The 13889-nt window shown below is 63.7% G+C and carries 10 protein-coding genes and 4 pseudogenes; 9 read left to right on the top strand and 5 right to left on the bottom strand.

Annotation, left to right across the window (positions count from 1 at the left end; genetic code table 11):
- Positions 1–175: 175 nt before the first annotated feature.
- Positions 176–997 carry a class I SAM-dependent methyltransferase gene (locus tag CKW46_RS16015; protein ID WP_012394665.1) on the bottom strand — a complete coding sequence of 274 codons (822 nt, stop codon included), beginning with the start codon at positions 995–997 and terminating at the stop codon, positions 176–178.
- A 296-nt stretch (positions 998–1293) separates the two neighbouring features.
- Between CKW46_RS16015 and CKW46_RS16010 the strand changes: the two genes are divergently transcribed.
- The 3 genes and pseudogenes from CKW46_RS16010 (at position 1294) to CKW46_RS16000 (ending at position 3834) form a co-directional block, all read left to right on the top strand.
- Positions 1294–2358, top strand: a complete 1065-nt coding sequence (locus CKW46_RS16010) for a cupin domain-containing protein (RefSeq protein ID WP_015355748.1) — start codon at positions 1294–1296, stop codon at positions 2356–2358.
- A 121-nt stretch (positions 2359–2479) separates the two neighbouring features.
- Positions 2480–2724: pseudogene (locus tag CKW46_RS16005) on the top strand (PE family protein); the annotation flags it as partial.
- Positions 2725–2730: 6 nt separating this feature from the next.
- On the top strand, positions 2731–3834 hold the full coding sequence (locus CKW46_RS16000; protein ID WP_482053513.1) for a PE family protein: 1104 nt from the start codon (positions 2731–2733) through the stop codon (positions 3832–3834).
- 55 nt (positions 3835–3889) lie between these two features.
- On the opposite strand, the gene CKW46_RS15995 is transcribed toward CKW46_RS16000, so the two are convergent.
- Positions 3890–4723, bottom strand: a complete 834-nt coding sequence (locus tag CKW46_RS15995; protein ID WP_036427291.1) for an enoyl-CoA hydratase-related protein — start codon at positions 4721–4723, stop codon at positions 3890–3892.
- Complete coding sequence (locus CKW46_RS15990; RefSeq protein WP_482053353.1) at positions 4720–6132, bottom strand: DUF2254 domain-containing protein; 1413 nt, start codon at positions 6130–6132, stop codon at positions 4720–4722. The genes CKW46_RS15995 and CKW46_RS15990 overlap by 4 nt, the downstream gene beginning before the upstream one ends.
- Positions 6133–6411: 279 nt before the next feature.
- Between CKW46_RS15990 and CKW46_RS15985 the strand changes: the two are divergent.
- A pseudogene (locus CKW46_RS15985) lies at positions 6412–7569 on the top strand (NAD(P)-binding protein); the annotation flags it as partial.
- Positions 7570–7586: 17 nt separating this feature from the next.
- Here CKW46_RS15985 and CKW46_RS15980 read toward each other — a convergent pair.
- A pseudogene (locus CKW46_RS15980) lies at positions 7587–8789 on the bottom strand (ISAs1-like element IS2404/ISMul1 family transposase).
- Between the two features lie 144 nt (positions 8790–8933).
- On the opposite strand from CKW46_RS15980, the pseudogene CKW46_RS15975 reads away from it, so the two are divergent.
- Positions 8934–9230 (top strand): annotated as a pseudogene (locus CKW46_RS15975) (NAD(P)/FAD-dependent oxidoreductase); the annotation flags it as partial.
- Between the two features lie 9 nt (positions 9231–9239).
- Entirely contained in the window at positions 9240–9992 is a 753-nt protein-coding gene (locus CKW46_RS15970; RefSeq protein WP_015355746.1) for an acyl-[acyl-carrier-protein] thioesterase, read from the top strand.
- 167 nt (positions 9993–10159) lie between these two features.
- Here the strand turns inward: CKW46_RS15970 and CKW46_RS15965 are convergent, their stop codons facing one another.
- On the bottom strand, positions 10160–10471 hold the full coding sequence (locus tag CKW46_RS15965) for a hypothetical protein (protein ID WP_482053512.1): 312 nt from the start codon (positions 10469–10471) through the stop codon (positions 10160–10162).
- Between CKW46_RS15965 and CKW46_RS15960 the strand changes: the two genes are divergently transcribed.
- The 3 genes from CKW46_RS15960 to CKW46_RS15950 all read left to right on the top strand — a co-directional run bounded on the left by CKW46_RS15960 (position 10417) and on the right by CKW46_RS15950 (position 13860).
- Complete coding sequence (locus CKW46_RS15960; RefSeq protein ID WP_482053352.1) at positions 10417–11838, top strand: cytochrome P450; 1422 nt, start codon at positions 10417–10419, stop codon at positions 11836–11838. The genes CKW46_RS15965 and CKW46_RS15960 overlap by 55 nt on opposite strands.
- Before the next feature lie 394 nt (positions 11839–12232).
- Positions 12233–12757, top strand: coding sequence for a TetR/AcrR family transcriptional regulator (locus CKW46_RS15955; RefSeq protein WP_020725453.1), 525 nt, complete (start codon positions 12233–12235; stop codon positions 12755–12757).
- 20 nt (positions 12758–12777) lie between these two features.
- Positions 12778–13860: an LLM class flavin-dependent oxidoreductase gene (locus tag CKW46_RS15950; protein WP_015355743.1), complete on the top strand. Its 1083-nt coding sequence runs from the start codon at positions 12778–12780 to the stop codon at positions 13858–13860.
- Positions 13861–13889: the final 29 nt, after the last annotated feature.

The following is a 13889-nucleotide window of genomic DNA, read 5'->3' as shown; positions in this document are numbered from 1 at the left end:
CTCCGAACTGACGAAATGCATTGCTAGGCAACATTTCCCGTTCAATCACACCGTTTGCACCGAATAGTTTTCCAATGCCATACATACTGTTTGGCATTGGCAGGCATCCAACGAGCGGCTAGCGACGGCACCTAACTAGACGGGGGCCGAGCGAGGCCCCGAGTTGTGGCCTGAACTAGAACGCAAACCGGTTGAGCACGTCGAAGTTTCGCACCGGTGTGGCATAGACCAGCCGCCATAGCAGTCGTATCGGCGCCGAGGGTATGCGTGCACAAAGCGCCCCAACATGGGTCTGCTCGAGGAAGCGCAGCCGCGGGTTCCATTGCTGGAGGTCCCGCACGTCACTGATACCCCACTTGGTGATGCCCTTGGTAAAGGCCTTGGACAGCCGCGGCCCCAACGGCGACGTTGTGTCAAAGGCAAGCTCCCCGGCACCAAACCGATCCGTCACACGCTGCAGCAACATCCGGACCTCCGGCTCGGTGAGATACATGAGCAGGCCCTCTGCGACCAGCAGCGTTGGGCGATCGGTGGGTATCTCGTCCAGCCACGCCTCATCGGTCACCGACGACCCGATCATCCGGTAGCCGGCGCAGTCGTCGTAGAGCTTGCGCCGCAACGCGATCACATCCGGTTGATCGACGTCGTACCATTGCGCGCTCTGTGGCGGGTGCAGCCGGAAGGCTCGGGTATCCATGCCGCACCCCAGGTGCAGAACCACGGCGTTGCGATGGCGCCCCAGGAAGTCCGTGCACCAGTCATCGAACTGCTTGGCCCGCATGGTGACCATGTATTGGCTGGTTGCGGGCCACATGGTGCGGTCCATGCGGCCCCAGTCGTATTCGATGCGCTGCACCGCCTCCGCTGCCGCCGTGTCGCCCAGAATTGGCGCCGGCGAGCGGCTCTCGCATGCCCGCAAGTACAGCGTGCAGAGATTTGTCCACTCCACCGACCCCCACCGCACATCGCTGAAGTCGACCTTGTGCGTCTCGGTCATTGCTGCCTCCGTTTGCCCGATTACGACTGCCGCTACGAACGCCGCCTTACCCCGAATTGTGCAGTGCCACTCAAGTATCAGAATCCTCCCCACCAGGGTGATCTCCACGATGCCACCGATACGAACTACCCGACAGGCCTGGGCCTGCGATCAAGGCCCCGTTTCGCATTGATAGGCGCCGATTGTTGAACCATTCGAGATCAGTCTTGGACGGTCACTCGCCGGCGCTGCGACGATCCGAGGTATGGCAAAGGCATCGACCCAAGCCGGTTGCCGCTACCGGAGAGGAACCTTCAATGACCACGACGTCCGACCGCCTCACCACCCACGCCATCTCCCTGTGGGATGGCGAAATCGTTGAGGAAAGCGACCTGGGTTCGATCCGCCGAGTCACCGCTGACACCTTCCCGATCCTGCGAGGCATGTCGATCAAGCGAGTGCTGATCAACCCGGGCGCGATGCGTACCCCCCACTGGCATGCCAACGCCAACGAGCTGACCTACTGCGTGTCCGGAACCTCACTGGTGTCAGTGCTCGACAGCGGAAGCCAGTTCTCGTCATTCACCGTCAGCGCCGGCGAGATGTTCCACATCGACTCGGGGTCGCTGCACCACATCGAGAACATCGGCGAGGACGTCGCCGAGTTCATCATCGCCTTCCGCCACGAACGCCCCGAAGACTTCGGCTTGGGCGCTGCGTTTGGCGCGATGACCGATGCCGTGCTGGGCAACACCTACGACCTGGACGCCGCCGCGTTCGGCACGATCCGTCGTCGCGCCTCCGACCGAGCGCTGGCGGCCCGATCCGGCCCTGCGGTGGCCCCCGGCACTGCCTGGTACAACGACCCGCACAAGTTTGCGGTGGAGGCTCAGCAACCGCCCATCAGCGTCGCGGTCGGTTCGGCGCGCCTCGCGCGGGTGCAGTACTGGCCGGCGTTGAAGGACTTGTCGATGTACTCACTGCGGATCAAGGAGGATGGCATGCGCGAACCGCATTGGCACCCCGTCACGGCCGAAATGGGTTATGTACAACAGGGTTCGGCCCGGATGACAGTCATGGACCCCGATGGCACCCTGGACACTTGGCACCTGAACGCGGGAGACGTCTACTTCATCCCGCGCGCCTATCCGCACCACATCGAGGTGATCGACTGCGACGAGTGGCACTTCACCATCTTTTTCGACCAACCCACACCCGGCGACATCGGCTACCGCGCTTCGGTGAGCGCCTACTCGCGCGAGGTGCTGGCCGCCACCTTCAACACCCACATCGACGACCTGCCGGACTTCCCGTTCACCCGGACTGACCCCCTGGTCGTCAATCGCATCAATCCCGTCGACCGGCACCTGGTAGGTGAGTGACCGCAAGCCGGCCGAAACCGGACAGCTGCGAATGTGAGCGCGGGCCCCGACCAGGTAACGACGAAAGTCCCTAGTGGAGCTGGCAAGGTGCTGCGATCGTTTCTGCCATGCCAATGGGTCGATGATGACCGGGCAGGAGGTAGACATGTCATTTCTCACCGTGCTGCCGGACATGGTGGCCACGTCCGCGGAAAATCTGGTGGATGTTTGTTCGACGCTGGGGGTGGCGAACGCGGCGGCCGCGGTCCCCACGACGGGGATAGCAGCCGCAGCCTCCGATGAGGTATCCACCGCCATTGCAACGCTATTCGGCTCCTACGCTCAGGGTACCAAACCCTCAGCGCCCGGGCGGCAGCATTTCATGACGAGTTCGTGAGCGTGTTGAAAGGCAGCGGGGCCGCATACCTAAGCGCCGAAGTCGCCAACGCCGAGCAGAATCTGATCAAGACGGTGAACGCGCCCGCTCGAGCATTGCTCGGGCACCCGTTGATCCCCACCGATGGTTCCGCAACCGCTGGCCCCGGCACTGGCGTCATCGGGACCGCAGGCCTGCGAACCGTCGATGCCGTAGCGACTGCGGTGCGTAGCGGCGCGAACGCCACACTTGGCCGGGTCACTGCGGCCGAGTCCGTGGTTGCCGCCTCGGCCACCCGGGTCGCCAGCGCGGCCACGCTCCTTCCCGGGCACGTCGCGGCCAGCGTGGAATCCGTTTCCGCATCGTTGCCTGCCTCGCTCGCGTCGCTGTCGCTGCTCGGCTCCACCGCGGCACCGGCGGCACAGGCGACGGTGGACATTGCCGCCCCGTACCAGGAACTGATCGAGAACACGGCCGCCAACCTGCAAAGCCTGGGCAGCACGTGGGCCGCCAATCCGGCGCCCTTCTTGAGTCAGATCCTCGCCAACCAGCTTGGTTACGGGCAAACGATCGCCACGTCGCTGCAGAACGCAGCCCAGGACCTCGGTGCCGTGCTGTATGACCCGTCGGCGCTGAATCGGGCGTTGGCTGACCTATCCCCGATCTCGGCCATTGGGGGACAGATCCAGCAAAACCTCATCAATCTCGGTGGCACAGCACTCACCGACGTGGCACCCGCGGTGGCGTTCGTGGCAGCAGGTCCCGCGCTCAGCACACTGCAGGGGTTCGGAATTAGCTTGAACGCCTTCACCACCGCGGTGCAGAGCGGGGACATTGCGGGGGCATTGGGCGCCCTCGTCGATGCTCCTGCTGTCTTGGCCAACGGCTTCCTCAATGGTGGGGTGACGCTGCCGTTGTTGCTGCCGATCGGTCTGGGATTCGTGGTCCTCGATGTCCCGTTCGACGGGATTCTCGTTGCTCCACATGCCACCACAGCGACCGTGACCTGGTTCCTGCCGTATTTTCAGGAGGTTGTCTCGGGTCCCACCGTTGGCGGCATCGTTAGCACGCTATTGACCTCTGTGCCACAAGAATTAGCGACGGCGATCACTCCCGCCTAGCCGTCCAAGCTGCCGCCCTTCACCGACATCTGTCGGCACGGGGTAGCCGCGGTTGTCACGGTTGCTCCCGATGATCGGGTGCGGGCAACGGTTTCCACGCCGACGACACCGACGCGCTCCAACGTGGGGCGCGGTGCTGCAGGAACGCCTCGACTCCCTCGCGTGCATCGGCACTGCCCATGACCCGCCGATGCAGTTGTGTCTCCAGCTCGGCGACCTGACGCGGTGTGTAGCCGTTGATCAGGGTGTCCCACAGCAGCCGCTTGCTCAGCGCGACCGACATCGGTGCGGTGTTGGCCGCGATGTCGCGCGCCACCGCCATTGCGTGTCCGAGCACGTGCGGACCCGGCAGTGTTCGGGTGGCGATTCCCATGGCCAATGCCTCCGCGCCGTCGAACGTGCGCCCGGTCAACAGGATGTCCGCTGCCGCCGCACTGCCCACCAGATGCGGCAGGGTCCAATGCGACATGCAGTCGGCAATGACTCCGCGACGGACCTGCACGACCGCGTATTTGGCGAACTCCGCCATGATCCGGATGTCGGCTTGCAAGGCGATGGTCAGACCGATCCCGATGGCGTGGCCGTTGACTGCGGCGATGACGGGCGTGCGCAACTCGAATGCCGCGGGATCTATCGGTGCTGCGGTAAACCCGCCGCCACCGTCGGGCGCGTCAAAAGGATTTGTGTCCCCGGAGAAATCGGCGCCGGCGCAAAACGCATCACCGGCTCCGGTGACCACGATCGCGCGCACCGCATCATCGTCATCGCACTGCCGGTAGGCCGAGCTGAGCGACAGTCCCATCTCGGCGGTGTAGGCGTTGCGGCGCTGCGGACGGTTCAGGGTCAATATCGCGATGCCGTCGGTGACGCTCACGGTGAGATCGGTCATGTCGAGGTACCGATCGCCGGTGACCACCGCCGATCCATCGCCGCACGAACTTCGCCGGCGAGTGCATCGAGCTGAGCGCTCACGCTGGCATCGAAGCCCTGTTCGGCGATGGCCTGCTGAACGCGGACGAGCCGGCCGGCGACGGCACGTCGATGCACCGGCAGCCGCGCCGTCCAGGCTAGTTCGCGAAGCAGCGACAGCAGTCTGGCCAGCACCACCGGATCTCTGGAGCCATACTGCTGCACCTGCGTGCACACGACATCAAGTAGCGCGGCCAGGTCCGGCGCGGCGACGACTACCCGGGGCGCCCCGTCGTCGTCGCGCAGCACCCGATAGCCCAGCCGGTAGTTGACGAGGTCACACAAAACGGCCGCACAAGAACTCAAGCCGTGCACCGCGGTGGTCGGGTCGTTGATGCCCGGGGAAAGTGCCCGGATCACGACATCGGTGAGCTGTCGCAGCCCGTAGCTGATGTCTTGGGTGCTGGTGCGCTCCATACCGGTGCACATCGCAGCGCAGACGCGTTTGCGCAGCGACGCCAGTCTTTCCGCATCAAGCGGACACGACGGATCCGCCGACCAGCAGAATGCGGCCGGCACGCCCGCGATCAGCGAAGATCCGACTTGACGGTCGAGCCAGACGACGGCGTCGGCGTCCACCGCTGCGGCCAGGACGGCGCGCTCATCGACTTCCACCAGGAAACCCGACGCTTGGGTCACGATCATCGAATGCGCCGTCGGAGGTGATGGAATGCGGTCGTCGGGCTCGTCGTCATCGAGCGGATCCAGCACGCGGTGGGCGGTCGCGGTCGCCTCAGCCGAGACGTGGCCGAGCATCATCTCGATCCGGATCTGACGCACCAGATGGCCCAGAAACAAGACCAGGGCCAGCACACTCACCATGGCCAACAGATAGGACAGCGTTACCGCGATCTGGGGAACGAACTCGGCGCCTTCACCGCGCTTGTTGCGGACGCTGCGCAGGACCGTCAGCGCATAGGCGAACGTGGCGAGGAACACCGCCAGCGTGCGCTGAACGAAATGATCGGCGGCGAAGGTGCGGAGCAGTCTGGGCGTGTACTGACTGCTGGCCAGCTGCAGGGTGATCAGGGTCAACGAGAACGTCAACGACGTCACCGTCACCAACGAGGTCGCGATCGCGCTCAGCAGTTCCCGCGCCGCATCGGCGCCACCACCGAATATGTAGCTGGTCAGCGCGGGCGGCATGTGCGGATCGACGGCGCTGTCGACTTCGGGTAGCGCCAGCCCAACCGCGATCGCCATCACTACGCCCAGTGCCGGCGTTGGCCACAATCGGCTGCGCAGGCCTTCGGCGATCGCGACTCGACGCTGGGTGAGAGCCTGCAGAAAGCCCCGCAGGCCCGAATTCCGCTCACCCCCGCGCGACACCCGGCTACCCGCCGCCCGAGCCTGATCGATAGGTGCGTTCTCGGGTGTTCGGGTCCGTCATGGGGCCTCCTCAAACATGCAGCCCAACCAGTCATACACCCGGAGGTGCTCCGCAGACACCCCTGCGGGCTCCCGCGCGTCGCTTGCCGCGGCCCATCCACGGTCGGTCCAGTGGCGCGCGGGCTTAGACTCCATTCGGCGCGGCGGTAGCAAAGGAGCGCTTCGCCAGGGCGACGGTGGGTCGCGTACCGTCAGCGGCTTCAGTGTCGCCCCATACCGATGCGCGAAGGAGAGCATGTGCAGGCGCCAGCAAAAGCCATTGAAGCCGATTACCTCGTGGTGGGAGCCGGTGCAATGGGAATGGCGTTCACCGACACGCTCATCACCGAATCCGATGCGCGGGTGGTTATCGTCGACCGCGCGCATGCGCCGGGTGGGCACTGGACCACGGCTTACCCCTTCGTACGGCTGCATCAACCGTCGGCGTACTACGGCGTCAACTCACGGCCATTGGGCAACAACACCATTGACGCCGTCGGCTGGAACCAGGGGCTGAACGAACTCGCACCCGTCGGCGAGATCTGCGCCTACTTCGACGCCGTCATGCAGCAGCAGTTTCTTCCCACCGGCCGGGTCGAGTACTTCCCGATGACCGAATACCTCGGTGATGGCCGGTTCCGGACCCTGGGTGGAGCAGAACACCAGGTCACCGTCAGCCGTCGCATCGTCGATGCCACCTACCTGCGTGCCGTCGTGCCGTCCATGCGGCCGACGCCTTACCCGGTGGCGCCCGGGATCGACTGCATTGCGCCCAACGATCTGCCCAAGTTCACCGGAAAAGACCGGTACGTGATCGTCGGCGCGGGCAAGACCGCCATGGATGTCTGCCTTTGGTTGCTACGCAATAGCGTCGATCCCGGCCAGCTGACCTGGATCAAGCCCCGAGACGCGTGGCTGATCGACCGCGCCACGCTGCAGCCCGGGCCGACATTCATCAAGCAGTTCCGCGATAGTTACGGCATCACTCTCGAGGCAATCGGTAGAGCAACATCGATCCGGGATCTGTTTGACCGGCTCGAAAAGGCCGGAACATTGCTTCGGCTCGACCCTGCGGTACGGCCAACCATGTATCGGTGCGCGACGGTGTCACAGCCCGAATTCGACCAACTGCGCCGCATCGAGGACGTGGTGAGGCTGGGCCACGTCCAGCGCATCGACTCCACCGAGATCGTGGTCGACGGCGGATCGGTCCCCTGCTCAGGGTCGGCCCTCTATGTCGACTGCACCGCCGACGGCGCACCGCAGCGCCCGGCCAAACCCGTCTTCGACGGCGATCACCTCACCCTGCAGGCGGTACGCGGATGCCAGCAGGTATTCAGTGCCGCCTTTACCGCGCACGTGGAACTCGCCTACGACGGGGACTCGGTGAAAAACCAGGGCTCCGGCGTTGTTGATTAGCAGGCTTGTGAGCTGGGGAATTGTGGATTGAGGAGGTCTAGGCGGCGGTTGGCGGTCAAAGCGGTGATCCGGCAGGCTTCGGCGATGTTGTCGGCGCCGTTGAGGCGGTGCAGATTGATCGCGGTGTTGCGTAGCGTTGCTAGGACCTGTGCGCCGTTTCCGGTATGTGCCCTTTGACGGTCTTCGTCGAAGGTGACGTCGCGTATCCAGTGCAGGCTGTTCTCGATTCCCCAGTGTTGACGCATCCAGGTCATGATCGCGGTAGGGCGGACGTGCTCGAACGGCAGGCTGCAGATGGCATAGACCACCTCCACGCTGCGCTGGTCGGTGGCGGTGATCAAGCGTTCACGAGTGATCCGGATGATTTGTTTTGCGTAGGGGAAGCCGATTCCTCGTACAGCGGTGATGATTTGCAGGGTGCGGGTCTCGACACGGCCGTGGCCGCGGGAGTCGTCGGTAGCGGCTGTGGGCACCTCGGCCCAGGGCAGCGCGGTGATACGCGCAAGTATTTTGGCTTGGTTGGACTTGACGATCATCAGGTAGTGCGACTTCAAGGTGGCGCAGATCAACTTCGCGGTGACGACCTGGGTATGCATCGCATCCACGGTGACCAGCCACCGCAAGCTACCCGGCAGCAGCGTGAGCAGGGCACGTACGCAGGGAATTTCATTGCTTTTCTCGGCGACAGCGAGTTGACCGAGCACCAATCGGGCACGGTGGGCGAACACCGACACGAGATGCGTGGCTGTCGCTTTGGCGCGTAAAGCACCACGCAGCATCTTGCCGTCCAACGCGATCGGCACCAATCCACTGGGGTCGCTGCTGGCCACGTGTGCAGTGAAGTAACTGCCCATCCTGGCGTTGAGGTCGGCGGGGTCTAGCCGAGACAAAACAGCGCGGAAGGTCTTCTCACTGGGCCGCCGGAACCGGACCCCTAATTAGGCCAACACATCATCGGGAGCGGTGGCCGCCCATGTAGCAAAAACAGCATAGCCGCGCATCCCCGCGGCAGTGGCCAGAACCGCGATCGCCAACAAAGCCATCAGCGAATACCTCCGACCGCGTGGGTCCCTCGGGTCCGGCACCGAGGCCAACACATCGAGAAACTCCGATCCGATGAGCTCGCTGCGCTCACCAGGACTCCAGCGGTCGAACACCTCTGGAACCGACGACACAGGCAATACTGAAACGGTAGGCACGGGCAACTCCAGACCAACGACGAACAGTAACCAACTCGATCGTTCTCCAGATAGCCCGTGCCTACACTCCGGCCCCAATAGCGCGGCACCAAAGATCATCAACCCAGCTCACAAGCCTGCTAATCAACAACGCCGGAGCCCTGGGTGAAAAACGAGCTCTGTACCCCGATTCCACATCCGGATACCGATCTGGACTGGATGCGGCTGACACACTCCGACCTTCGAAACTTTCAGCGCTGGCTCGACGATGTCGAGCTCACCGACTGGCTGAGTTCGGCGCGGTTGAACCTGCTAGCCGACTTGCTCCCGCCCCTGTAGCACAAGCCGAGGGTGCGCGACCGGGTGGTATCGATGTTCCGATCGAAGTTGAACATCGCCAGCGAGCAGCTGGAGAAGCTGCTCAGCGATCATGGTCACGACGGCGCAAGTCAACAACAGTGAGGACAGGACGTGCCGGACAACACTGACGCCCAAGCGCCGTTGGTCGCCCTCCCCGGTGCTGGATACGTATACCGAACAAGCTGGCGACTGGCCACCACCGATATCGACGAACACATGCGGCTACGCCTCGATGGTGTCGCGCGCTACATCCAAGAAGTTGGCGCCGAGCATCTCGCCGATGCCGAATTGGCCGAGGTCCACCCCCATTGGATCGTCCTGCGCACCGTGATCGACGTTATCGAGCCGATCGAGCTACCCAGCGAGATCACCTTCCGTCGTTGGTGCGCAGCCCTTTCCACCAGATGGTGCAACATGCGCGTTCAGTTGGAGGGCTCGCACGGTGGACGGATCGAAACCGAAGGCTTCTGGCTGTGCGTCAACAAGGACACCTTGACTCCGTCACGACTCACCGATGCTTTCCTGACCCGCTTCGGCAGCACCACCGACGACCACCGGCTCAAGTGGCGGCCTTGGCTCACCGAGCCGATCACGGCCGGTGTGGACACACCATTTCCGTTGCGTCGCACAGATATTGATCCGTTTGAGCATGTCAACAACACCATCTACTGGCACGGCATACACGAGATACTCAGCCAACAGACGACCTTGACGGCCCCCTACCGCGCCGTGCTCGAGTACCGCAGCCCGATCAAGTTTGGCGAAACGGTCACCATCCGCTCCGAGCAACGCGACGGGGTGACACACCTCCAGTTCACCGTCGGTGACGACGTTCGCGCGGCGGCCCTGTTGCGCAAGCTTTAGCGCGGTTATCTCCCGTGCCCGATCCCCAGCGGCGATCGGCCGCTCTGGACCGAAACGCCGATCGAGATCGTCCACCCGGATACTTGTGGACCCCCCAAATATCCTTGCGCTAATTCTATTGATGAATTCTAGTTCTAAATTCTAATTGTGAATTCTAGTTACGCATTCTAGTCATGAATCCAGTATTGGTTGCACGGTGTCGCGAGCTTTGGTAATTTGACACCGACGACGTCAGAAAAATTGTCCGATTTGCAGACGGCAGAATTTGCATGAGTCTTCAACAGCAACAGTCTCCGCAGGTAATGCCTACGTAGCGTTAAGGTTTCGATGTTTGAAGCATTGAAACCAATGGCATCTACGCCAAAATAACGGCAATTGACCGCATAGTCGACTTTTATAAAAGCACGAGCCATAGGATTTGCCAGTGCCCCATAATAATTCTGGCGTTCTGCCGCCAGGGCCACCATTTTCTCGGTCACTACAAGCCGCATTGATGTTGCTGCGCGGGCCGCAATTTCTGGCCGCCTGCCGGCGCCGGTACGGCGACGTATTCACACTGCGGACCGCGAGGATGGGCACGCAGGTATACCTGGCCGATCCTGGCGACATCAAGACGGTGTTTACCGGCGATACCCACATCTTCCACGCGGGCGACGCGAATGCGCTGTTGAGCGGCTTGATCGGGGACAGCTCGTTGATGGTGCTGGATGAAGAAGCGCATCGATGCCGGCGACGCACCATGCTGGCCCCCTTCCACCGCGACGCCGTTGCCCGCCAAGCCGGGCTGATGGCTGAGATCGCCGCGGACAATGTCGCTGGGTGGCCGGCGGGAAGAACGTTCCCGGTCACCGTGAGGATGTCTGAGATCACTTTGGAAGTGATCCTGCGGACGGTAATCGGCGCCACCGACCCGGCTCGCCTCGCGGCGCTGCGCACGGCCGTGCCGCGGCTGCTGAGCATGGGCCCTTGGGGCACCTTGGCGCTCGCCAATCCGAAGCTTCTCAGCCACCGTCCGTGGCGAGGGCTGCGAAAGCGAATTGCCGATGTGGATAACCTCCTGTACGCGGAGATCACCGACCGTCGCAACGACGCTGAACTAGGCAAACGCGCCGATGTGCTGGCGATGCTGATCCGCACTGAAGGCAACGACAATGCAATGACGGACCGCGAACTACGTGACCAACTCGTCACGTTGCTAGTGGCCGGGTATGACACCAGCGCGACAGGCTTGGCCTGGGCGCTAGAGCGCCTGACCCGCCACCCAACGATCTTGACGAGGGCGGTGGCGGCGGCCCACGCCAGCGCGGCAGGCGATGCCGCCGGCGACGAATACCTCGACGCGGTAGTAAAGGAAACGTTGCGGATCCGCCCGCTGGCATTCGCGGTGGGCCGGGTGCTTGCAGCGCCCGTCGAGGTGGCCGGCTACCAGCTACCGGCTGGGGCATGGGCGCTGCCGGGAATCGGGCTGGTGCATGCCAGCGCCGCGCTCTATCCCGATCCCGACCGATTCGACCCAGATCGGATGATAGGCGTATCTCCGGGGCCGACCACCTGGCTACCGTTCGGAGGCGGCGCTCGCCGCTGCCTCGGGGCCACCTTCGCCCTCGTCGAAATGAGAGTTGTCTTACGTGAGGTCCTGCGGCGGGCCGAATTGATAACCACAACGGCGGCCGATGAGACGCCGACGCTAAAGTACGTCACCTTGATACCAAGCCGCGGCGCGCGCATCAGCGTCCGGACAATCAAGAACATCCCGCCGGCGTCGCCGGTGGGAGCGGAAAAGCCGGCAACAACTCCGGGGTGCCCCGCCACGGAGAATGTTGGCGCTACCCGGCCGGCGTTTTAGCCGGAGACGTCCTGCGCACTAATCATTCGCGCTTGATTCCGGTGGTATCTAGGTCGCCGCTGTCCAAGCACGATGAAAGATGCGGATCAAAAGATCTGGGGGGGGGGGGGACGGATATCAAGGACGAGCAGCCCATTCGACCATAGCGACAGCGCAGGGTGCGGATCGCGCATGTTCGGAGTCCGGACGAACGTCGGCATCGGACGGCCGCATCCACGAGTCGGGGTAAATGGGTCCGGGCCGCCGTTCTGCCTCTCGACAGTGCCGCACCATTGTCTCGCGGTGTGAATTACATTACGATCCGATCGTAATGGAGTCAACGGCATGGACTGACCAGCCCGAACCTCGAGTTCGATCGCAGGGACGACCGAGGGATGCCCGCATCGATGCCGCGGTGTTGCGTGCGACGACCGAGCTCCTCGAGGAGATCGGGTATGCCCGGCTCACCATTCCCCTGGTCGCGGCGCGGGCCGGCGCCACTCCCCCGGCCGTCTACCGCCGGTTCCCCACCAAGATCGAGTTGGTATACGAGGCGGTCTTTCCCAACCCGACCAGTACCGAGCTGCCGTTGACCGATGGACTCGAATCGGGCATCCGCGCACTACTGCGTGCCGCCATCGATCTGTTCAGCAGACCGGCGGTGCATTCCGCGTTGTCCGGGCTGATGGCCGAATTGCCCTCCGAGCCCGGCCTTTCGGCCCGGCTACTCAGCCGGCTACAGAGCAGCAGCTACGGTCAACTGCAGCGCTTCCTCGACCACGCCGCGGCCAGCGGGCAAGCCACCCCCGACGTCGACGCCCGGATCTTGCTGGACATGATCGGCGGAACCGTGATGATGGCCCTGGCAAACGAACGCGATCTCGATGCCGCTTGGATGGACCACACCACCACACTGCTGTTGGGCGGGCTGGCCCGGTGAGCGAGTCAACGCGGCGCGCCATGCAGATGATCGCGTCCTGGCCGCCACGAATGGACCTCAAGGACGTCGCCGCTTGGGCACAGCGGGTGGAGCGGCTGGGCTTCGACGTGATCCATGTTCCGGAAACCATTCATGACGCGTTCACCGTGGCAACGCTGGCGCTGACTCATACCCAGCGAATCATCGTCCGCACCAGCATGATCGTGGCCTTTCCGCGCAGTCCGATGCTTACCGCCTACGCCGCATGGGATCTGGCGAAGTATTCCGATGGCCGCTTTGAGCTCGGGATCGCCTCGCAGGTGCGCGGCAACATCGTCGGCCGATTCTCCACCGAGTGGTCGGACCCGGTGTCGCGCCTGGGCGACTACGTGAATTCGCTACGCGCGATTTTCGATTCGTTCCAGACCGGCGCGCCCCTGCATCACAGCGGACCGCACTACCGATTCGAGCGGCTGCAGCCCTACTTCAACCCGGGCCCGATAGCTCATCGGGCGCCGCGGATCTGGACCGGTGGGGTGAACCGGCGCATGTGCAACCTGGCCGGCGAGTTGTCGGACGGCTTCGTGTGTCACCCCACCAACTCACACCCGCGCGTGCTGCGGGCGAGCACGCTTCCCGCTCTGGCGCAGGGGGCCGCGACCGCCCAGCGAGCCGACGGCGGTCCCGCCGTGGTGACCAATCCCCAGCCCATGATGGCCGCGACCCACGATGGCGTCGAACGCCTCCGCGAGCCCCGTCGCGCCGAGTTGGCGTTCCTGTACAGCACCCCCGCGTATCGCCGACAGCTGGAGTACTTCGGCCTCGAAGATGTCGGGCTGGCCCTCTCCGAGATGGCCCATCGGGCGGACTGGACGGATCTCGCCGGCCACCTCACCGACGAAGTAATGGATCTCGTTGTGCCCCAGGGCAGCTACCCGGAGATCCCCCACATCCTGGCCGAGTGGTATTCGGGCGTGTGCTCGGGGATCAGCTTGTCGGTTCCGGGCGATGCCGAGGACGACGCCAGCCTCGCTGAGCTCGTCGGACGGTGCAAGCACATCGAGCCCGCGGCCGCACTGGCGCCACCGGAGGTGGACGAATCGGCGGAATCCCGACCAATATGAACCTAGGTTCGGCAACGCAACGAAGCGAC

Origin of the sequence: Mycobacterium liflandii, assembly GCF_022354805.1 — a bacterium.
Classification (GTDB): Bacteria; Actinomycetota; Actinomycetes; order Mycobacteriales; family Mycobacteriaceae; genus Mycobacterium; species Mycobacterium marinum.
Note: the sequence above shows the minus strand (reverse complement) of the source record. Positions and strands in the feature narration are given on the sequence as shown.

What these genes read in the sequence shown, in the direction of transcription:
- CKW46_RS16015 (WP_012394665.1), bottom strand. Translation starts at nt 997, where the DNA reads ATGACCGAGACGCACAAGGTCGACTTCAGCGATGTGCGGTGGGGGTCG.
- CKW46_RS16010 (WP_015355748.1), top strand. Translation starts at nt 1,294, where the DNA reads ATGACCACGACGTCCGACCGCCTCACCACCCACGCCATCTCCCTGTGG.
- CKW46_RS15995 (WP_036427291.1), bottom strand. Translation starts at nt 4,723, where the DNA reads ATGACCGATCTCACCGTGAGCGTCACCGACGGCATCGCGATATTGACC.
- CKW46_RS15950 (WP_015355743.1), top strand. Translation starts at nt 12,778, where the DNA reads ATGCAGATGATCGCGTCCTGGCCGCCACGAATGGACCTCAAGGACGTC.